The sequence below is a fragment of the Glaciibacter sp. 2TAF33 genome (genome assembly GCF_052114945.1).
Taxonomy (GTDB): Bacteria; Actinomycetota; Actinomycetes; order Actinomycetales; family Microbacteriaceae; genus Cryobacterium.
The window spans coordinates 29,745-52,541 of sequence record NZ_JBFRFS010000014.1 but is presented as its reverse complement, the minus strand read 5'-3'; the positions used below and the strand labels follow the sequence as shown (position 1 = coordinate 52,541).

General features: G+C 68.0%; 12 protein-coding genes. All 12 read left to right on the top strand.

Going from position 1 to position 22,797, the window contains the following annotated elements:
* Window positions 1-7: 7 nt before the first annotated feature.
* Window positions 8-943: a dihydrodipicolinate synthase family protein gene (locus AB4Y94_RS15080; RefSeq protein ID WP_441728750.1), complete on the top strand. Its 936-nt coding sequence runs from the start codon at window positions 8-10 to the stop codon at window positions 941-943.
* A complete protein-coding gene (locus AB4Y94_RS15075) occupies window positions 943-1,728 on the top strand; it encodes an SDR family oxidoreductase (protein WP_441728748.1) in 786 nt (261 codons plus the stop codon). Before AB4Y94_RS15080 ends, AB4Y94_RS15075 begins: the two co-directional genes overlap by 1 nt.
* 41 nt (window positions 1,729-1,769) lie before the next feature.
* Entirely contained in the window at window positions 1,770-3,203 is a 1,434-nt protein-coding gene (locus tag AB4Y94_RS15070) for an aldehyde dehydrogenase family protein (RefSeq protein WP_441728747.1), read from the top strand.
* 11 nt (window positions 3,204-3,214) lie between these two features.
* Window positions 3,215-3,502, top strand: coding sequence for a ferredoxin (fdxA, locus tag AB4Y94_RS15065; protein ID WP_441728746.1), 288 nt, complete (start codon window positions 3,215-3,217; stop codon window positions 3,500-3,502).
* A gap of 10 nt (window positions 3,503-3,512) precedes the next feature.
* On the top strand, window positions 3,513-3,971 hold the full coding sequence (locus AB4Y94_RS15060) for a hypothetical protein (RefSeq protein ID WP_441728745.1): 459 nt from the start codon (window positions 3,513-3,515) through the stop codon (window positions 3,969-3,971).
* A 496-nt stretch (window positions 3,972-4,467) separates the two neighbouring features.
* The gene (locus AB4Y94_RS15055) at window positions 4,468-15,858 is read left to right on the top strand and encodes a PA14 domain-containing protein (protein WP_441728744.1); all 11,391 of its coding nucleotides are present in this window, start codon (window positions 4,468-4,470) and stop codon (window positions 15,856-15,858) included.
* 92 nt (window positions 15,859-15,950) lie between these two features.
* Complete coding sequence (locus tag AB4Y94_RS15050; RefSeq protein ID WP_441728743.1) at window positions 15,951-17,735, top strand: polysaccharide biosynthesis protein; 1,785 nt, start codon at window positions 15,951-15,953, stop codon at window positions 17,733-17,735.
* Window positions 17,732-18,868, top strand: coding sequence for a DegT/DnrJ/EryC1/StrS family aminotransferase (locus AB4Y94_RS15045; protein ID WP_441728742.1), 1,137 nt, complete (start codon window positions 17,732-17,734; stop codon window positions 18,866-18,868). The genes AB4Y94_RS15050 and AB4Y94_RS15045 overlap by 4 nt, the downstream gene beginning before the upstream one ends.
* Window positions 18,865-19,521: a sugar transferase gene (locus AB4Y94_RS15040; RefSeq protein WP_441728741.1), complete on the top strand. Its 657-nt coding sequence runs from the start codon at window positions 18,865-18,867 to the stop codon at window positions 19,519-19,521. Before AB4Y94_RS15045 ends, AB4Y94_RS15040 begins: the two co-directional genes overlap by 4 nt.
* The gene (locus AB4Y94_RS15035; protein ID WP_441728739.1) at window positions 19,515-20,183 is read left to right on the top strand and encodes an acetyltransferase; all 669 of its coding nucleotides are present in this window, start codon (window positions 19,515-19,517) and stop codon (window positions 20,181-20,183) included. The genes AB4Y94_RS15040 and AB4Y94_RS15035 overlap by 7 nt, the downstream gene beginning before the upstream one ends.
* The gene (locus tag AB4Y94_RS15030) at window positions 20,180-21,232 is read left to right on the top strand and encodes a glycosyltransferase (RefSeq protein ID WP_441728737.1); all 1,053 of its coding nucleotides are present in this window, start codon (window positions 20,180-20,182) and stop codon (window positions 21,230-21,232) included. Before AB4Y94_RS15035 ends, AB4Y94_RS15030 begins: the two co-directional genes overlap by 4 nt.
* A 28-nt stretch (window positions 21,233-21,260) precedes the next feature.
* A complete protein-coding gene (locus AB4Y94_RS15025) occupies window positions 21,261-22,589 on the top strand; it encodes a hypothetical protein (RefSeq protein WP_441728736.1) in 1,329 nt (442 codons plus the stop codon).
* The last annotated feature ends 208 nt before the right edge of the window (window positions 22,590-22,797 follow it).

The window sequence follows — 22,797 nt, the reverse complement described above, 5'->3', positions numbered from 1 at the left end:
AAACTCGATGGTGAACCCGCAACCGGTGAGCCCCGGAGTGTGGGGCGTCGTCGCCACCCCGTTCCAGGGCAGCACCCAGGGCCTGGACGAGGGCAGCCTCGCCACCCTGGTCGAACACTACGAGGCCATCGGCGTGACCGGCCTCACCGTGCTCGGGGTCTTCGGCGAAGCCGCGGCGCTCTCCAGCGCCGAGCGGGGCGTGGTGCTCGAGGTCGTCACGGAGTCGACCACCCTGCAGCTCATTGTCGGCATCACCGCGCTCGCCACCCAGCCGGCGATCGAGGAGGTCCGCGCCGCGCAGGCCGTGGCCGGCGACCGTATCGCCGCCGTCATGGTGCAGGCCAACTCCGCCAACCCGGCCGTGGTCATCGCGCACCTGCGCGCGATCCACCAGGCCACCGGCGCCAACGTCGTGCTGCAGGACTACCCGCTGGCCAGCGGAGTCTCGATTCCGACGCCGGCCGTCATCGCCGTCGCCACCGCGTGCGACTTCGTCGTGGCCATCAAGGCCGAGGCGCCGCCGACCTCCGTCGCCGTCGCCCAGCTCACCGCCGGCCTCGGCATCCCGGTGTTCGGCGGGCTCGGCGGCCAGGGCCTGCTGGACGAACTGGTCTCCGGCGCGGCCGGCGCCATGACCGGCTTCTCCTACCCGGAGGCCCTCATCGCCTGCGTGCGGGCCTGGCAGGACAGCGGATACGAGGCGGCTCGCGACGCCCTGCTGCCGTACCTGCCCCTGATCAATTTCGAACAACAGGCGAAGGTCGCCCTGCCGCTGCGGAAGGAACTGCTCCGCCAGCGCGGGCTGGTCAAGGAGTCCGGCGTGCGCGCTCCCGCCGCCACCTTCCCGGAGAGCCTGCGCCCGGCGATGCTGGCGCACCTGCGTGAAGCTGAAGCTGCAGCGCACGAAGCAAGCGCACCCACCACCGAGAAAGTGAGGGTCTGATGGACCTCGGAATCCGCGGCAAGACCGCCCTCGTCGCCGCCTCCACCGGCGGCCTCGGCCTGGCCACCGCCACCGCCCTGGCGGCCGAGGGAGCCGACGTCGTCATCACCGGCCGTCGCGCCGACGTCGCCGAGCAGGTGGCCGCACAGCTTCGCGCGGCCGGCGGCAGCGCCATCGGCGTCGCCGTCGACCTCACCGAGCCCGGCGGCCCGGCGTCCGCCGTTCTGGCCGCCACCGAAGCGTTCGGACCGGTCGACATCGTCGTGCTCAACGGTCCTGGGCCGAAGCCGAGTGCCGCCGCGGCGCTGACCGGCGACGACATCGCATCCGCTTTCGACCTGCTGGTCAAACCACAGCACGCCCTGGTCGCCGCGGTGCTGCCCGGCATGCGGGAGCGCCGGTGGGGGAGGATCCTCGCGATCGGGTCCAGCGGCATCGCCGCGCCGTTGCCGAACCTCGCGCTCTCCAACGCCGGGCGCGCCGCGCTCGCCGGCTACCTCAAGACCCTCGCCGCCGAAGTGGCGCTCGACGGGGTGACGGTGAACCTGCTGCTGCCCGGCCGCATCAACACCGAGCGGGTCGTCGCCATCGACGAAGCGGCAGCCAAGCGGCGCGGCAGCACTCTCGAGGCGATCCAGCAGGAGTCCCGCGCCACCATCCCCGCCAGGCGTTACGGCGATCCGGCCGAGTTCGGCTCCGCTGCCGCGTTCCTCTGCAGCGGCCCGGCCTCGTACATCACCGGCGTCGCCCTGCGCTGCGACGGCGGGCTCGTCCGCAGCCTGTAGCCGCACCCCTCAACTCTCGCCCCACGATCCAAAGGACCCTCGTGACCAACTCAGCAATCGCCCAGAACCTCATCAACGGTGAATGGCTCGGCGCCGCCGACACCCAGCGGATGAACCCGGCCCGCCCCGGCAAGCTCGCCGTGGTGTCCCCGAGCAGCAGCGCCGAGACCCTCGACCAGGCCATCTCCGCCGCCGTCGACGCACAGGTCGGCTGGGCCGAGATGCCGATGCCCGCCCGCGGCGCGATCCTCATCACCGCCGGCAACCTGCTGTTCGAACGCAAGCGCGCCATCGCCGAAGACCTCGTGCGCGAGGAGGGCAAGACCATCGCCGAAGCCCTCGGCGAGGTCGGCCGCGCCATCGACGTGCTCCGCTTCTTCGGCTCGCTCGGCTGGGCCCCCACCGGTGAGGTGCTGCCGAGCGGCACGCCAGACACCACCATCTACACCCGCCGCGAACCGCTCGGCGTGGTCGGCCTGATCACGCCGTGGAACTTCCCGATCGCCATTCCGGCGTGGAAGACCGCCCCGGCGCTGATCAGCGGCAACTCCGTCGTGCTGAAGCCGGCCGAGCTGACCCCGATGTCCGCCACCCACCTCGCTCGTGCGCTGGCCGACGCGGGACTCCCCGCCGGTGTGCTCAACATCGTGCACGGAAAGGGCCGCATCGTCGGCGACGCCCTGGCCCGTGACAACCGCGTGGCCGGCCTCTCGTTCACCGGTTCGACCGCTGTCGGCCTCGGCCTGCACCAGATCCTCTCCGAGCGTCGCGCCCGGGTCCAGCTGGAACTCGGTGGCAAGAACGGCGTGCTCGTGCTCGACGACGCCGACCCGCGGAAGGCCGCCAAAGTGGTCGCCGCCGGCGGATTCGGCCTCACCGGCCAGGCCTGCACGGCCACGTCACGGGTCTACTACACGCCCGGCATCCGCCAGGCATTCCTCGACGCGCTCGCCGAGGAGGCCGGCAACTTCGCACCCGGCGATGGCCTCGAGCACGACACCAAGATGGGCGTCGTCGTCAGCGACAACCAGTTCGCCCAGAACCAGGCTGCCGTGAACGGCGCCATCGGCCGCGGTGCGACCCGCCTGGTCGGGCGCCACGATGAGAACGGCCTGCGCTTCAGCCCCACCGTGCTCACCGACATCGCCCACGACGACGCCGCCGTGCGGGAAGAGATTTTCGGGCCGGTCGTCGCCGCCCTCGAAGTCGCCGACTACGAGGCGGGCCTGGCCGCGATCAACGACTCCCGATACGGGCTCACCGCCGGCATCTGCACCGACAGCCTCGCCACGTCCACCGACTTCGCCCGTCGCGCGCAGGCCGGCGTGATCAAGGTGAACCGGCCGACATCAGGCCTCGACCTCAACGTGCCGTTCGGCGGGGTCAAGGACTCGTCCACCAACACGTTCCGTGAGCAGGGTCGCACCGCCCTGGACTTCTTCACCTGGGGCAAGACCGTCTACACCGGAATCTAGGCAGCAGACAGATGGCTTTCGTGATCGCGCAACCCTGCGTGGATGTGATGGACCGCTCGTGCATTGACGCGTGCCCGGTCGACTGCATCTACGAGGGGGAGCGGTCATTGTACATCCACCCCGACGAGTGCATCGACTGCGGCGCCTGCGATCCCGTGTGCCCGGTCGAGGCGATCTACCACGCAGACGATGTGCCGGACCAGTGGGCCGAGTACACCCGCGCCAACGTCGAGTTCTTCGAGCTCGCCGCCGACCCGCCTCTCATCGCCGGCCTCGCGCCACAGAACCAGTCAGCATAGGAGCCCCACCATGGTCGATTTCAGCCTGACCGAATCGGATGTCGAACTCTACGAGGCAGCGCATGCCCTGTTGACGTCGGCGCACCACGTCGACCGCCATCGGGTGGCAGCCGCGATCCGCGGCGCCTCCGGGGAGATCTACCTCGGGCTGCACCTCGGGTCCAAGCGGGTCAGCATCTGCGCTGAGTCGAGCGCCGTGGCTAATGCGCGCATCGCGGGCGAGGACCAGCTGGCCTCGGTGGTGGCGGTGTGCATGAACGAGGCCGGCGAGCCGCAGGTCACCAACCCCTGTGGCGTGTGCCGCGAGCTGATGAGCACGTTCGGCCCCGCCATCACCGTGCTGGTCGACGTCGAGGGCACGGTGGCCAGGGCGCATCTTGCCGAACTGTTGCCGATGCCGTGGATGCGGGCCGCGGAGAACAGCTGGGCCGTTGGGGCGCCCCGGGTGGCGGGCACGCCGCTCGAGTAGAGCTCGGGCACAACGGCGAGCCCACGCGCTCCGCCGCGGTGCCCGAAAACATCAAGCCGGCTCGGAGACCGCCCGGCTCGTGATGTTGTGGCGCCGAATCAGCCGATCTGTGATCTTGTGGCGCAGCGGATGCACCGCGCGACGGGCTGCGTAACCTCGCGCCGACCGCGCCGCGCGGCCATGGGGCGCCCTAAGAAATAGCTATGGTTCAGCTGGGCGTTAGATGTGTGTTACCCCCCAGTAAGGGGGGCATTTGATGAGTTTCGATGGCATTTGGTGAGCGGTCTTCGCTAGCCTCCGAATCAACGCCCCGGGCACACCCAGCCGCGGTGGCGGCAACACAACTTGCACTACAACCCGAATTACTGCAGTCCGGCTTTGCCAGGCTGCAGCTCCGCGTAGAGACCCGAACTCTGCCCACCCGAGCCGACGTCTGAGTACCCTTTTCGACGCCGAAAACCCGCGTGACGCATGATTCTGGTCAGTAAGGATCATGATGTCGCTGCTTGCCCCCGCATCCGCTAATCGCCTCGCCACGTCGCTTCGACGCGGTGGAATCGCAACGGTGGCGGTAGCCGCCATGGTGGTGTCACTCCTCGGAGTTTCCCCCGCCTCCGCCATTCCGATCGCCGAGATACCGGGCAACCCAGCGGACTGGGCGTCGACACCGTATTCGCCGCTTCCGGCGGCGGAGGTCAAGGCGCCCGGCAATGCGCTCTCGCTCGACTTTGACGGAGCGCAGGGCGGGATACCCGACGCCGCCGACGCCGGAACCGGGTTCACCATGGTGCAGCCGTCGACATCCGACTCCACCTGGTACCTGCCCCAGAACCTCGCCGTCGTCAACGGCAAACTCAACATCACCACCACCAAGGGCATCGCCTACCTGCAGAACGACCCGGCAGCCGGAAACGGAGCCACCCGGAACCAGCAGGACAACACGCTCGGCACCGGGCTCGCGGCCACCGGCAAGACCCTGCGGCTGACCACTACCCTCAACAGCCCGACCGGGGCGTTCAACGCAGCGCAGGGCGGCCTGTGGTTCGGCCCCAACGACGACAACTTCATCAAGGTGGTCCTGGCGTCACCCGGGACCACAGCTGCAGCCCCGGCCCGCCAGCTCCAGATTTCTCGCGAAGTCGCCGGCCTCTCGCCAAGCGTCGCTGCCTACCAGATCAACGTCGACACGACCACCGCCACCGTTCCGAACGGCGCAGTCGTCACACTGGTTCTCGACATCAACTCAGCCACCCTGAAAGCGACCGGCTCGTACCGGATCGGCACCGGCTCGCTGAGCCCGATCGGCACCCTCGACATCCCAGCCAACTTCATCGACGGATCCCTCCTCACCGGCACGCCGATCCCGGGTGTCGACTCGTTCGGCGGCATCTTCGCGACGAAGCGCAACATGACCGACGCCACACCACTCGTGTACTCCTTCGACTCCTTCGGGGTCGCGGAGATCGACAACGTGCCCCCGGCGGCCCCCGCCAACCTCCTGACCGCGCCGACCTCGGCCGGAATCGACATCGGCTGGCAGGCATCGCCCGACGCGGACGTGGCCGGCTACCGCGTCTACCGCTCCGCCACGTCTCCGGTCAGCACAACGGGCCCCCCGGTGTCCGGCGCCGCGCTCCTCGCCGACACCACCTTCACCGACACCACGACCTTCATCGGCAGCAACTACCGCTACGCGGTCGTCGCCGTTGACACCTCCGGCAACGTGTCCGCGGCAACCGAATCAGCGGTCGCCACCCCGCCAGCCCCGGAAGGCACCCTGGTCACGAAGATCAACTTCTCCACGGCGACCGGGCCGACCGTCCCCGGCTACACGAATGACTCGGGCCTCGCCTACAACGCCGGTCGCGGCTTCGGCTGGATCACCGCCGACGACAAGACCCCGTTCGACTTCTCCCTGAACGGGCGGGTACGCACCAACGCCGGAGTCACCACCGACCCGCGCCTCGCCTCGGTGATGCACATGCAGTACGGCGACATCCCCACCGGCACCGCAGCCAACGGCGTCATCTCCGAAGAAGGCGTCTGGGAATACGCCGTTCCGAACGGCCAGTACGCCGTCGTCGTCGCAGCCGGCGACTCGTCAGCCGGAAACTACGACAGCACTTATGTGCTGCGGGTCGAGGGCACTCCAACGGCTTCCCCCTTCGTGGGTTCTGCGGCGCGTGAGTACGACGAATCCGTCGCCACGGTGAATGTCACCGACGGAAAGCTGACGATCGACGCCGTGGGAGGCACGAACACCAAGATCAACTACGCCGAGATCTACCAGCTCGCAGTGGCTCCGCCGCCCGCGCCGACGGGTCTCACCGTCGCCCTCACCACCCCCGCCACGGTCGACCTGGCCTGGCAGGGCGTCGGTGGCGCCATCGGGTACAACGTGTTCCGCGGCACCACGGCGGATGTCGACACCACCGGGAGCGCACTCAACACCGCACCGCTGACCACGACGGCGTACACCGACACCAGCGCCACCGCCGGCACCACCTACTACTACGTGGTCGTGGCGCTCGGCAACGGATCACCGGCCTCCGCCGCATCCGCCCCGGCCAGCATCGCGATCCCCGCCGCACCCGAAGCCCCGGCCGCCCCGACGAACGTGTCAGGAAGCGTCAACACCGCCGACAAGTCCCTCCTCAGCTGGGACGCCGTCGCCGGATCAGCCGGCTACAACGTGTTCCGCGGCTCGTCCGCGAACGTCGCGGTCAACGGCACCCCGCTCAACGGAGCGACCCCGGTCGCCGGTCTCTCCTACACGGACACGACCGTGCAGCCCGGAACCACCTACTTCTACGTCGTAGTCGCCCTCGGCTCCGCCGGCCTCAACTCCGCCGCATCGGCGGCCGTGCGCGTCGACATCCCCGACGAGCCCGTCATCCCCGGCGCCTGCCTCAGCACGGAGTGGTCGGTCAACTACTTCGTCGGCACGTCGCTCGGCGGCACGCCGATCGTCACGGACTGCGTGAGCAACGTGAACCAGGCGTTCCCCTCGGGGAGCGGCCCAGCAGGAGTGGGGTCCGGCATCTACTCGGCTCGCTTCACGAAGACCATCAACGACGGCGCGGGCGCCTACACCTTCACTGCCCTGAGCGATGACGGCGTTCGCGTTCTCGTCGACGGCACGTCGGTGATCGACGCCTGGTACGGCCAGAGCGGCGACATCGCACGCACCGGCGCGGTCAACCTGACCGACGGCCCACACACGGTCGTCGTCGAGTACTACCAGGGTTGGGGCGACGCCAAGATCGTCGTCGACTACACCAAGGTCGTCTCCGCCTGCACCACCTCCGAGTGGTCGGTCGACTACTTCTCCGGAACCTCGCTCGCCGGGCTCCCGGTCGTGACGGACTGCGTGTCCGACATCAACCAGACCTATGCCGCCGGCTCCGGTCCCGACGGAGTCGGTTCGAGCATCTACTCGGCACGGTTCACCACGACCATCGACGACGGCGCCGGAACCTACTCCTTCACGGCCAGAAGCGACGACGGCGTGCGGGTCTTCGTTGACGGCGCCGCCGTGATCGACTCCTGGTTCGGACAGAGCGGCGACGTCCAGCGCACCGGCACAGTCACCCTGGCCGAGGGCCCGCACACGGTCGTGGTCGAGTACTACCAGGGCTGGGGCGACGCCAAGATCATCGTGGACTACAGCAAAGTCGTCTCCGGCTGCAGCACGTCGGAGTGGTCGGTCGACTACTTCGCGGGGACATCGCTGGCCGGCTCCGCGGTGAAGTCCGACTGTTTCGCCGACCTCAGCCAGACGTTCAACGACGGTGAGGGACCAGACGGCGTCGGGTCGGGCATCTACTCGGCCCGGTTCGTCAAGACCATCAACGAGGGCGCGGGCGCATACACGTTCAGCGCCCGAAGCGACGACGGTGTGCGTGTCTACGTCGACGGAGCCCTCGTCATCGACGAGTGGTACGGCCAAAGCGGCAACGTCACCCACACCGGCATGGTCACCCTGACCGACGGCCCGCACATCATCCTGGTGGAGTACTACCAGGGCTGGGGCGGGGCGAAGATCATCGTCGACTACCACAAGGTCGTGAGCGGATGCACCGCCGCGGAATGGTCGGTGGACTACTTCGCCGGTACGTCGCTCTCCGGTCTCCCCGTGGTCTCCGACTGCGCCAGCCGGGTCAACCAGGCCTACGCATCCGGTTCAGGCCCGGCCGGTGTCGGCTCCGGCATCTACTCGGCACGTTTCACCAAGACCATCAACGAAGGCTCCGGCGACTACACGTTCACCGCAACCAGCGACGACGGCGTGCGCGTGTACGTTGACGGCACAGTTGTCATCGACGCCTGGTACGGCCAGAGCGGCGACGTGACCCACACCGGCTTCGCCACCTTGACCGGCGGACCGCACATCGTGGTCGTCGAGTACTACCAGGGTTGGGGCGACGCAAAGATCATCGTCGACTACAACAAGGCCGGCGCCGACGTCGAGGCGCCAGCCGCGCCGACCGGAGCCGTCGCCTCACCGGTCAACGCGACGATCCGCCTCGACTGGACGCCCAGCACGTCAAGCGACACCACCGGGTACCGCGTCTACCGGGGAACCACTCCCGGTGTCACCGCGACCGGCACGCCGAAGTCTGGAACCACCCTCCTCACCCAGCCGTTCTACGTCGACGCCAGCGTCACCTCCGGCACCACCTACTACTACGTGGTGACGGCTGTTGACGCGGCCGGCAACGAATCAGCGGTGTCCAATGAGGCACCGGGGCTCTACTCGGTGACCCCGGACACCGAGGCGCCCGCAGCTGCGACAGCGCTGGCGGCAGTGGCCGGAAACGCATCGGTCCAACTCACCTGGGTCGCCTCCGCCTCCGCCGACACCATCGGCTACCGGGTCTACCGCGCCCTCGAGCCGGCCGTCCGGATCGGTGGGACTGTCGTCTCCGGCGCCGCACCGGTCGCGGGCGTCTCATTCACCGACCCCACGGTCGCCAACGGCACGACCTACTTCTACGCCGTCACCGCCGTCGACCTCGCCGGCAACGAATCAGCCGGCTCCAACGAAGTCGTTGCGGTGCCGCAGGTTCCGAACAACACCAACATCAAGGTGGACTTCACCGCCACGAATGCGGTACCGGCGGCCGGGTATGTGGCCGACTGGGGCCAGGCCTACGGAGTCCGGTCCAGCCCGAACCAGGGCGCCGGCCTCTCCTACGGCTGGCGTGACGTGGACGGCCACGACCTCAGCCTCGTCACGAACGGACGCGAGCGTGGCCGGGCCGGCGTCGACAAGCGGCTCGACTCGATCGTGCACATGCAGTACGGCGACGCCAACGGCGGGACCGGAACCGCCGGCATCAAGACCGAAGGGGTGTGGGAGCTCGCCGTTCCCGACGGCCTCTACACCGTGACCGTCGGGGTCGGCGACGAGCCCGGTGCCGAGAACGCCTACGACTCCACGCACGTGATCAACGTTGAAGGGTCGGTGGGAATCGAATCCTTCATCGGACGGGCGGCAGCAGAGTTCACGACCGTGACGACGACCGTCGGCGTGTGGGACGGCCGGCTGACCATCGACGCCCGCGGCGGCACCAACACCAAGATCGGCTACGTCGACGTCGTCGCCATCCCCCGTGCGCCGCACGTGGACACCGTCCTCCCCGACAACCGCACCACCGACCACGACGTGAACGCCGGAGTCTCGGCGACGATCCGCGTGCCATACGCCGGGTTCGGCGTCGACGCCGGCACCCTGCCGGGCAACGTGCACCTGTACGAGCTGCCCGGCGGCACCGAAGTTCCGACAACGGTCGGGAGCTCCGGCGGCAACGACGTCATCTCCCTCGCGCCCGACAACCCGCTCAAGCCGAGCACCAGCTACCGCTTTGTCGTGACCGGCGGCGTGCACGACAACCGCGGCGCGGCCTTCGTGCCCTTCACCTCGGTGTTCACCACCGGGACCGGCGTCGTGGAAGGCGGAGCCGGATTCACCCCCCTGACCAACATCGCCTTCGACAAGGTGGAGCTCCCCATCGGCGCCGGCAAGTACTGGGCGTCCTTCGCCTTCGGCCCCGACGGCAAGCTCTACGGCACCACGATCGGCCAGGGCCTGTTCCGCATGACGGTCAACGCCGATGGCACGCTCTCCAACCTGGAGAACCTGGGCTACCCCGGTATGGCGATGGTCGGGCTCGTCTTCGACAAGACCGCGACGGCCGGGAACCTCAAGCTGTGGGTCACCACGACCACCGCCAACTTCAATGAGTCCGGCCAATGGGTGAGCGGCATCAGCCTGCTCACCGGAGCCAACCTCGAGACCCGCCGCCAGGTGTTCAGCGAACTGCCTCGCTCGCTCTCCGATCACCTGACGAACTCGATGACCTACGGGCCCGATGGCCGCATCTACTTCCAGCAGGGCTCCAACCAGGCCTCCGGCGATCTCGACAACGCGTGGGGCCAGCGCGGCGAGCAACTCCTCACCGCCGCAACCCTGGTGTTCGACCCGAATAACAGCCAGGTCGCCGCGGCGGCAGCCGGTGGCGGCGCGATCAGCGTGAAGACCGCGCAGGGCGGAACCTACAACCCGTACGCTCCCGGGGCGCCACTCAAGCTCTACGCCACCGGGATCCGCAACGCCTATGACCTCGTCTGGCACTCCAACGGCCACCTCTACGTGGCCACCAACGGCACCGCCGGCGGTGCGAACACACCCGGCGTGACCGCCAACGCCAATGGCACGTTCACCCGCGTGGCGGCACCGGGAATCCCCGGGTTCTCCACGGTGAACGGCGAGGACGTGACAGCACAGTGTGTCGCGCGCAACTACACCGGCGGTTCAGTGCCGGCCGTCGGCAACCAGCCGACCCAGCGCGACCTGCTCTTCGATGTGGTCGAGGGCGGCTACTACGGCCACCCGAACCCCACCCGCTGCGAGTGGGTGCTCAACGAGGGCAACGACCCGGCCAAGCCGCCGCTGTCGCCCGGGCAAGGTGGATCGAAGTACCCGGTCGGCGTGAAAGCAGACCCGAACTACCGGGGAATCGCCTACGACTACGAGTTCAACAAGTCACCCAACGGTTCGCTCGAGTACAAGAGTGAGACATTCGGCGGCCAGCTCAAGGGCCGGCTCGTCACCACCCGATTCTCGAACAACAACGACCTGATCTTCCTGCAGCCCGATGCGGCCACCGGCAAGATCCTGGGCGGCCAGATCGAGACCGGCATCACCGGTGTGCCCAACACGACCATGCAGGGCGTCGGCGGATTCAACGACCCGCTCGAGGTCGTCGAAGACACCAAGAACGGCAACCTGTACGTCAACCAGTACGACCGCAGCGGCAACAGCCAGAAGCTCTACCTGCTCCGCGTACCGGCCAGCCAGCAGGCCGCCAAGATCTCGACGTCCCACGACGAGATGATCTTCTCCGGGGTCAGGAACACCACCTCGGCCATCAAGAGCATCACCGTCACCAACGGCAGCAGTGACCAGGTCACCCTGACCGCCGCCCTCGGCGGAGCCAACGCCGGCGATTTCTCGGTCGTCTCCGGGAACGGCGCCACCCTCGCGGCCGGGGCCAGCACCACGGTCGGGCTGAGGTTCAACCCCGGCAGCACCGTCGGGCAGCGGCAGGCGCAGCTGACCCTCTCGGCCGGCACCTCCTCGGTGACGGTGGGCGTCTACGGCCTGACCATGCTCGGCATCGAAGGTTCAAACGAACCCACGTTGCAGAACGTGCTCGGCACGCTCGGCTACAACGTCAATGTCGGCTGGAGCAACCTTGAGGGCGGAGTCGCCCCGACCGCGAAGGGCGACGAGGTACTCGAGCCGCTGTTCGTGAAGAGCGGGACCGCCTCGGTCACCATGACCCCGATCGCCTTCTACGCGCCGAACGAGAACATCCCGTTCGGCTGGTACACCGGCGACGGCACCGCGGCCAACCAGCACCAGGTCGGCCAGATCTCGTCGGCGGGTTACCAGTCCCTTCTTCCCCCGACGTCGTCGGGAAGCATGACGAGCTTCAACCCGGGCAGCGAGACGTTCGGCCTGTACTACCACTCGAACGTCTTCTCCCGCACCGGATTCACCGAGGACCGCCTGAACACCGGCATCGCCCACCGTGCCCGTGTATACCCGGCCAAGAATCGGGCCGGCACCCTCCTGCCGAACACGTACATCATCGCGTTCGAAGACGCCAGCAACGGCGACTACCAGGACTACCTGTTCGTCGCGACCGGCCTGAAGCCGGTCACCGACACCGGTTCGATCGACGGGGCGGTGAAGGTCGACTTCACCACGGCAGCCGGCGACCTCGCGGCGGGCTACCTCCGCGACTTCGGTCAGGCGTACGGACCGCGCACCCGGCCCGACCAGGGCAGCGGCCTCACCTTCGGCTGGAAGGACCAGGTCACGGAGAACAACCTCGACCTGTCGGTCGGAGGAACCACCCCGGGCAACGGGCGTGATCGAGGCACCGTCCAGCCTGATGTACGTCTGGACAGCTTCATGCACATGCAGTCGGCGGACGTCGCCGGAACCTTCAACGGCATCGTCAGCCGTGCCTTCTGGGAGCTGGCGCTTCCGAACGGCGACTACACGGTCACGGTCGGCGTCGGAGATCCGCAACCATCGACATCCGATCCCGAGATCCACCAGATCAACCTGGAGAGCACCCCGCTGATCAACCTGTTCACCCCGACCGGTGCGATCGGCACCGCCACCCGGCACAAAACCGCCACCGCTACGGTGACCGTCACGGACGGCGCGCTGACCGTGGACGCGATCGGGGGCAAGAACACCAAGATCGGCTACATCGACGTGGTGCCGGTCACCGGCGGGCCCGTCAATGACGACCCGACGGATGGCGCCCAGGTCAAGGTGAACTTCCAGACCACGGCGGCTCCGACACCCGCCGGCTGGACCGCCGAGACCGGCACGGCCTACTCAGCCGCTCGCGGTTACGGCTGGCTGAACGCCGCCACCGGCCAGCCCGCCGACCGCTCTGCCGCTACCCGCCTCCGCACGGCTCCGACGTCGGGAATCGCCTTCCCCGCCGACCCGCTGCTGCAGAGCTTCGCCTTCCTCGACAACGCGAGCCAGCCGACCTACACGAACGGCACCTGGGAATACGACGTTCCCAACGGCGTGTACTCGGTGGCCGTCTCGGTCGGCGACGCCGGCTTCATCGACTCGACCCACGGCGTCAGCGCGGAAGGCCAGCCGGTTGTCGCCGGGTTCGTGCCCACCGGCACGACGCCGTTCCAGACCGGTGTGCGCACCGTGACGGTGAGCGACGGCAAGCTGACCATCACCAACAACGGCACCAACACCAAGATCAACTGGGTGTCCATCAAGGGCGACGGCCTGGACGGGCCGCCCGCCCAGCCGCAGACGAAGATCAACTTCCAGCCGGCGGCATCCGCCGTGCCGAGCGGATGGCAGGCCGACACCGGCCAGGCGTTCTCCGCAGCGAAGGGCTATGGCTGGCTGATCGACGGGGTGCCGGCCGACCGGTCGGTCGCCACCCGGGATCGCACCACCGCGGCCTCCGGCATCGCATTCCCGACCGGGGACCGCCTGCGCCAGACCCTGATCATCACGCAGGCGATGACCACCAGCGGCACCATTCCCGCCGGGGGCACAGACGGGACCTGGGAGTACGCCATCGCCAACGGCACCTACACGGTGGCCGTCTCGGTCGGTGACGCCGGCTTCCTGGACTCAATCCACGGCATCAAGGCGGAGAACACCCCGCTGATCACCGATTTCGCACCGACCGGCACCACGCCGTTCGCCACCGGCTCCGCGACCGTGAATGTGTCAGACGGAAAGCTGACGCTGACCCCCACCGGGGTCAACACGAAGCTGAACTGGATCACCATCGCCGGCGCAAGCCTGTCGGCACCGGCCATCACGATCCAGGCCAACGGCGCCGACGTCGGAACCGCCTTCAGCGGGGGCGCGGCCAACGTGACGATCGCGGCATCCGTCGCCGGTGGTGCCACCCTCGCGTCCCTGACGTACCGCCTGGACGCGGGAGCCGAGACGGCATACACGTCCCCGCTCGTGCTGAACACGGTCGGCACCCACACCCTCGCGGTGACCGCCACCGACAACGGGGGGCGCCAGACCGTGCGTGAAGTGCAGTTCGAGATCCTCAACATCGGCGGCACGCTCACCCTGCGCAACCAGGGCGCCACCCGCCAGGGCACCGAGGTCGTCCCCGGCTTCTACGAGGACACGCTCGTGATGCACCGGATCAACGCCGGCAAGACCACCCACACCACCACCGAGACCGCGACGGTGAACCTCGGCAACACCGGAACCAAGGACCTCCGCATCACGTCCCTGGCCCTCGGCGGAACCAGCCCCACCCAGTTCGAGCTGGTCACCCCACCGGCCCTGCCACTGGTGATCCCACCGGGAGGCGTCGTACCGCTGACCGCGAAGTTCATCGCCACGAGCGGCGCCAAGGGAGTGCGGAGCGCGACCATCACCGTGGCCTCCAGCGACCCGGCAAAGGCCATGACCACGGTGAACCTGCGCGGCGGCTACATGCCCAGCCCGGAGGGCACCAATGAGCTGACCCTTCCGCAGATCATCAGCCTGTTCGACATGACGACGAACGTCGGGCCGCTCTCTGACGGTGGCCTCGGCAACGGCTCCGAGAACCAGGGTTCACCGCTGAACGGCGAAGAGGTGCGGTCCGGCCAGTGGAAGCGCCTCGACCCGTCGAAGCCGGTGCAGGCGCGCCAGCTCGCGGCGTTCCACGGATGCTGCACGGCGACCGAGACGATCAACATCAACGGGGCGAGCTCCACTCACAACCCCGCCTGGGGACAGTCGGTCCTGCCGCTGAACAACGCACTCAGCGGACCGACGCAGCTGAGCACCAACCCCACCGGCAACTTCAACATCACCGTCGCGGGCCAGAACACCAACAACGCCACCTTCATGGCGGTGAAGACGTTCCCGGTCCGGGACCGGAACGGGGCGATCGTGCCCGGCTCCTGGCTCGCCGTTCACGACTACATCGACCACCCCAACCAGTGCGGCACCGGGCCGACGAACTGCGACTTCCAGGACAACGTGTACCTCGTGACGAACGTGCTGCCGGTCACGCCGTCCGACACCGTCGCGCCGGTGCAGCCGAACGGGCTGGCCGGGGTGCTTCAAGGCACCGGCGTGAACCTCAGCTGGACGGCCAGGACCGAGACCGACCTCGCGGGGTACCGCGTCGAACGGGCCTCGGCCGCGAACGGCCCCTGGACCAACATCAGCGGCGCCGCTCCACTGGCGGCGACGACGTTCCGTGACGCGGCACTGCCGTTCGGCAACACCGTCTACTACCGGGTGCTGGCGATTGACGCATCGGGGAACGCCTCGGCGCCGCTGACCAGCATCAGCGTCGACATCTCCTCGGTGGCGGTGCCCCAGGCCATCCGCATCAACGCGGGCGGACCTGCGGTGACCACCAACGGCGTGGCATGGCTGGCCGACACCTACTCGACCGGGGGCAAGACCTACTCGAACCCGGCCGTGACCCAGATCGCCGGCACCACGGACGACGTCATCTACCTCACCGAACGCAGCTCCGTTGCGAACCTCGGCACCTTCGGCTACGCCATACCGGTACCCAACGGCACCTACACGGTCAAGCTGCACTTCGCCGAGATCTACTGGGGCGCCACCGGTGGGGGTGCGGGAGGCACGGGCAAGCGGGTCTTCAACGCGAACCTCGAGGGCGGCCCGGTCGAGGTGAACGCGCTCGACCTGAATGCGCGGGTCGCCCCGATGACCGCATACGTCACTACCAACACGATCACCGTCACCGATGGCGTTCTCAACATCGACTTCTCGGCCAGCGTGAACCAGCCGAAGGTCTCCGCCATCGAGGTCGTCGGTTGAGCGCCACGACGACTCGGCAGCGGTAGTGCGACATGGCGATCACCGTATTCACACCACTCTCGATTCGGGGTGTCCGCCGATCGGCGCCCCTGGTGAGGTTCGGTCGGCACTACGCAGCGGATGCCGGTGCGTGGGCTGTCGCGCTGGCCGGCGCCGAAACCCTTCGTCATGAATTCCAGCCGGGGTCGATCGCATGGGTGCCGCTGCTGGCGGTGGCCGGTGCGGCGTGCGTCGTCCAATTGATCGCCGGGTGGCTGTCGTACCTGTACCAGGGGCGACACGCATACGGCAGCTTCGCCGAAGTGCGGGCGCTCCTGGCCTCCGTTGTCGCCGTCACGGCGGTGGTCGGCGGGCCCCTCCTCCTGGCGGGCGCGACGGTGGGCGTGCCCCGGAGCACCGTGTTCATCGCCCTGCCGATCGCGTTCGTCCTGATGGGCGCCATCCGCTACCTGGAACGGCTGCACGTTGAGCGGTCGCTGGCGCCGACCGGAGACGTGCAACGGGCGCTCGTCTACGGTGCCGGCTACCTGGGCGCGTCGATCATCAGACGGATGAAGACGGACCGCCATTCCGGGTACCTGCCCGTCGGAATCATCGACGACGACCAGCTCAAGCGGAACACCTGGATTGACGGGGTGCGGGTACTCGGAAGCGGGACGGCGCTCGCCGAGATCGCTCGCGCCACCGGAGCGACAACGCTCGTGGTGACCATCGCGAAGGCCGACTCCTCTCTATTAAGGGGCATCTCGGATGCCGCCGCCACCGCCGGGCTCCAGGTCAAGCTGCTCCCGCCGTTGGAAGAGGTACTGGGTGGCAAGTCGCGGCTCCGGGACCTTCGTGACCTGTCCATCGAAGACCTCATCGGCCGCAATCCCGTCAACACCCACGTCGAGTCGATCGCCGGATACCTCGCGGGCAAGCGGGTCCTGGTCACCGGTGCCGGGGGTTCGATCGGCTCCGAACTGTGCCGGCAAATCCACAAATACGGTCCTGCCGAGCTCATGATGCTGGACCGTGACGAGACCGGCCTGCAGGTGGCGCAGCTCTCCATCCTCGGGCACGGCCTGCTCGACACCAAGGATGTGGTGCTTGCCGACATCCGCGACCCCGACGCGCTCCGCGCGATCTTCACCGAACGCCGGCCGGAAGTCGTCTTCCACGCTGCGGCACTGAAACACCTGCCGATGCTCGAGCAGTACCCGGACGAGGCATGGAAGACAAACGTGCTCGGCACCCGGAACGTGCTCGACGCGGCGCGGGCGGCCGGCGTCACAACGTTCGTGAACATCTCAACCGACAAGGCGGCGAACCCGACGAGCGTGCTCGGCTACTCCAAATACCTGGCCGAACGGCTCACCGCCTGGGCGGCGCGGGAGTCCGGGCAGAGCTACCTCTCGGTTCGGTTCGGGAACGTCATCGGCAGCCGGGGTTCCATGTTGCCGACCTTCACCTCGCTCATCGAATCGGGGGGACCGCTGACCGTCACCCACCCCGACGTCACCCGGTTCTTCATGACGATCCCCGAGGCATGCCAGCTGGTCATCCAGGCCGGGGGAATCGGACGCCCGGCTGAAGTGCTCATCCTCGACATGGGTGAACCGGTGAAGATCATGGATGTCGCCCGGCGGATGATCGACATGTCCGGCCGCGACATCTCCATCGTCTTCACCGGCTTGCGACCCGGCGAGAAGTTGCATGAGGAGCTCATCGGCGACAACGAATCCGACGAGCGTCCCATCCACCCCAAGATCTCGCACACGTCCATCGACGCCATCCCGCCGCAGCGGCTCGACAAGTCGGCGTGGGACGCCCGATGCCGGTGCGGGGTGCAGAACCCCCCACCCGACTGGGTGCTCAACCGGGGGAGAGTCGCATGAGCGGCCGGATCTTCCTGTCCTCGCCCGACGTCGGCGAGCGTGAGGAAGAATACCTGCTCGCCGCCGTGCGTTCGGGGTGGATTGCGCCGCTCGGCCCCGACGTCGACGCGTTCGAAGCCGAGCTGGCCGCGCGGGTGGGCGTCGAGCATGCGGTGGCGGTGAGCTCGGGCACCGCCGGCCTGCACCTCGGACTGCTCGGGCTCGGCATCGGCCCAGGCGATGTGGTGCTCACCTCCACGATGACCTTCGCGGCAACGGCCAACGCCATCACCTACACCGGAGCGAAACCGTACTTCATCGACAGCGAGCCTGACACCGGGAACATCGACCCCGCACTGGTGCGCCAGGCCCTCGAACAACTCGCCGACGACGGTGAGTCGGCGGCGGCGATCGTCCCCGTCGACCTGCTCGGCAAGGCCGCCAATTACAGCGAGATCTGCGCGATCGCCGCGGAATACGGACTCCCCGTTCTCGCCGACGCCGCGGAATCGCTGGGCGCCAGCCATGCCGAACGCCCGGCCGGGTCGCACGGGCACGCCGCCGTCGTTTCATTCAACGGCAACAAGATCATGACCACGTCGGGTGGCGGCATGCTGTTGACCGATGACGCCGAACTCGCCGCACAGACGCGCTACCTGGCGACCCAGGCTCGGCTGCCGCTGGCTCATTACGAGCACGTCGACATCGGGTACAACTACCGGCTGAGCAACCTGCTCGCCGCCCTCGGGCGCGCACAACTGTCCCGGCTGGATGCCATGATCGGTCGCCGTCGCGAGATGCGCGAACGGTACCGTGACCTGTTCACGGAAGCCGACGGCGTCGAGATCTTCGGAGGCGACGACGACGAGAACGACAACTTCTGGCTGACCGCCATCGTCGTCGACTCCGAGCGCGCCGGCTGGGAACCGGCAGAACTCAGCCTGGCCCTCGCGGCCGAGAACATCGAGAGTCGCCCGATGTGGAAACCGATGCACCTTCAGCCGGTCTTCTCCGACGCGCGCCGGGTCGTGAACGGCACGTCGGAGGCGTTGTTCGGCAGGGGGCTGACCCTTCCGAGCGGCTCCGCGCTGCGTGAATCCGAGATCGAGCGGGTACACGGGTGCATTCGCGCTTTCCTGGAGGGCCGCCGATGACCGGGCGGCACCTGGCCGCCGCCCACACCCGGCACACCTACGACCTCGTGAAACGGGCTGTTGACCTGGTCGCGTCGGCGGTGGGCCTCCTGGTGCTCTCGCCCGTCCTCATCCTGATCGCGATAGCGGTGGCGGTGAACCTCGGCGGCCCGGTCCTGTTCACGCAGGACCGGCCCGGCCGCGGAGGCAGGGTGTTCCGGCTCTACAAGTTCCGCAGCATGAAAAGTGTCGACATCGAGCGGGGCCTGCAGACCGACGAACAGCGGCTGACGCCGTTCGGCCGGGCTCTCCGCGCCTCCAGCCTGGACGAACTTCCCACCTTGGTGAACGTGCTGCGGGGGGAGATGAGTCTGGTGGGTCCGCGACCCCTGCTGGTGCAGTACCTGGGGCGGTACAGCCCGGAACAGGCTCGACGCCACGAGGTTCGGCCCGGCATCACCGGGCTGGCCCAATCCAGTGGGAGGAACGCATTGGGCTGGGATGAGAAATTCGCCCTCGACATCCACTACATCGACAATCGGAACGCCGCACTCGACCTGAAGATCGTGGGGATGACGGTGAAGTCCGTGCTCACGCGGGAGGGAATTTCCAGTGCCGGACACGCGACCATGACTGAATTCCACGGCTCGTCACGATCGGCGGACGCGTGGTGACCCGACCCCTGGTCGTGATCGGTGCCGGGGGGTTCGGACGCGAGACCCTGGATGTGGTCGCAGCCATCAATGCGAGCGCGCCAGAGCCGGAATACGAGCTCCTGGGGGTGCTCGACCACCAGCCCAGCGACCTCAATCGTGGGCGCCTCGAAGCGCGCGGTGTCGCGGTCATCGCCACACCGTCGGAATGGATGTCCCGCGACCTGTCCGGCGAAACCGGCGCGCTGTACGTCGTCGCAGTCGGGAACCCGCTTCTGCGGCGACAACTTGCCGCGGAGTTTCGGAGGGCCGGCCACACTGCCGCAACGCTGATCCATCCGTCGGCGGTGGTGGGCTCCCAGGCTCGCATCGGCGAGGGAGCCGTGATCTGCGCCGGCGCACAGGTGTCGACCAACGTGAGCATCGGCACTCACGCGCACATCAATCCGAACGCCACCATCGGCCATGACAGCGAACTGGGCGACTTCGTCTCCGTCAACCCAGGCGCCATCATCTCCGGCGACGTGCTCGTCTTTGAAGACGCCTTGATCGGCGCGGGCGCCGTGGTGCTGCAAGGCCTGGTCGTCGGTCGTGGCAGCACCGTCGGGGCGAGCGCCTGTGTGACCCGGGATGTCGAGCCCGGCTCGACGGTCGTCGGCATCCCCGCCCGAGGACTGCGGTGAAGATCGCACTGATCTCCAGCGTCGGCCTCACGCTGGACTCCTTCTTCCCCGAGATCGTCAGCGAATGGGTGGCGCGAGGCTCGACCGTTCTGACCGGGGCGTCCACGGCATCCGGTGTGGGTGACTTCACCCGGCTTCGCCGGCTCACCCGCCGGCCGGCGCCGTCCAACCTTCTCGCCCCGACGGAACTGCGCCGGTGGCTGCGGAAGACCGGCGCCGACATCCTCGTCACCAACACGGCTACCGCCTCGGCCCTCGCCCGGGTGCGGCGCATGCCGGTCCCGGTGGTGTACTTCTGCCATGGCCTGCACTGGAATGAAGGCGAGGCGGCCGGGGAACTCCTGTGGCAGGCGATCGAAGCCTCCCTTGTCGGACGGGCCGATGGGGTCGTGACGATCAACAGCGACGACGAGGCATGGTTCACCGCCCGCGTTCCGGGTGCGCGACTTCTCCGGCTGCCCTGGGGCGTCGGTGTTCCACTGGCCCGTTTCCCAGCGGCCCGGTTCCCGCCGACAGCCGGCAGTTCCTACCATCTCACGTCGCTGCTCTGGGCCGGGGAGTTCAGTGAGCGGAAACGGCCGCACCAGGCGGTGGAGGTGCTCATGCACCTGCGCCATGCCGGTGTTGACGCCCGTCTCGTGATGCTCGGCGACGGCCCTTTGTACGACTCCGTCCAGCGACAGGTCGCCGACGAAGGCCTCACCGACGCCGTATCGCTGCTGGGACGCGGCGACGTGGCCCGGCACCTCTCACAGTCCGACGCGCTCCTGCACACGGCGAAATGGGAGGGACTTCCGCGGGTGATGCTGGAGGCGCTCGCGATGGGGCGGCGAACCTACGCATACGACGTCAAGGGGGTCCGCGACATCCCGGGAGCCGTTCTGGGGGTCGACTCGAGTCCCGGTCGACTCGCCGACCTCATCCGCCGTGATGTCAGGTCTGGTCGTATCCATGAGGTGGAGGAAGGCCTGGCCGGCCTTGACACACGCTCCGTGGCGACCGAGATCCATGGATTCCTCACTAGCATTGTGAGCCAAGGGCGTCGCTAGGCATCACGAGCCGGCCAGGACGGGGACCATGATATTCGGTGACGTGAACGCGCACCTCGGCTCTGCCGAGATGCTCGTCGCCTGGCTGGCATGCGTGATCGTCTTCGTGGCCGGCCTCGGGCTGGTCGGCTTTCTGAGCATGCGGATGCTGGGGCTCGCCCGCTACGGTGTGACCGTGTTCACGGGGCTCGTGGTGATCGGGTGCATCATCACCATGATCTTCGGCCCGTTCTTCCTCGGCGCAGACGGACCCGAGTATGACCTGCAGGCAGTGGATGTCTCCCTGCGTTTACACGGTGAGCGGCTGCACGCCGAGCTGACCGGCGGCAAGGAAGGCTGGCCGCTGCTGCTCGGAGCCGCGTATTCCCTGGTGGGACGCGTGCCGTTCGTCGGGATCCTGCTGAACTGCATCGCGGTCGGAGTGAGCGCGGTCTTCGTCGCGAGCACCGCAAAACTGCTGTGGGGAAAATTCTCGCCGACCGCCCTGTACCTCTGGTATTTCGGCACTCCCCTGATCGCCCTGCTCGGCCCATCGCTGATGCGCGAAGCCCTCTGCTGGATGGCAATCTCGATGCTCGCGTTCGGCGCCGTGGCGCTCGCCCGCCGCCGGGCTCACGCCGTCTGGCCGATTCTCGTCGGTGCGGGGGCACTGTTCGCGGTTCGCACTTCGCTTGCCGTGTTGGTGATCACCGCGCTCGCCATGTCGTGGATGGTGTGCATCCTGCTCGCGAAAAAGAGATACTTCATGGTGGCGCTGACCATGGCAGCCGGAGTGGCCATTGCCTCAACGGTCCTGGGCTCGGTGCTCGATGGACTCGGCTTCTCCGAGCAGTTTCTCCAGGCCAACCGAGTCTACATTTCAGCGGATGCGACGACCGGATTTGCTAGCAGCAGCCTGCAGCCCGGGTTGCTCGGTCTCCTCTCGACCGCCGCACAGGTCTTTCCGCGAGTGGTGCTGGGGCCCTACCCGTGGGAGATCCAGCTGGCTCCGGCCTGGATCTGGGTGGCGACGAACACGATTGCCTGGTTGGTGTTGCTGATTCTCGCCATCCGCAGCCTCACCTTCGAGGGCCGGCGGCGCGTGCGCATGGTGGCGCTGCTCGCGGTCGCCCTGCTCCTGTTCGGCATGTCGCTGTCGCTGACGAACTACGGAATCATCGTGCGGATGCGAGGGGCCTGCGTGTTCCTGCTGCTGCCGTTGGTGCTGGGCGGCGCTCAGCGGGGGCGGCGGGCGATCCGGAGCCAGTTCACCGCGACGAACACCGAACTGATCGCAAAACCCCAGACCGCGCCGGCGACTCCGGCGACAGCAAGGCCGGCCAACGGCCCCACGATCATGACCGCCGTCTCGAAGTAACGCCCCGAGCGCACCTTGTCGAAGCTGAGGTGCGACCGGGCGGCCACGTAGTAGACGCTGGACACCAGGTTCCCGACGGTGAAGACGCTGGCGGCGACCGCGTAGTCCGCCAGATGCGGCAGGATCGAGCCCGGCAGAATTCCCGAGGCGTGTACCCCTATTAAGAGGAACGCCACGACGGCACCCAACGACACGCCAGCACCCAGGA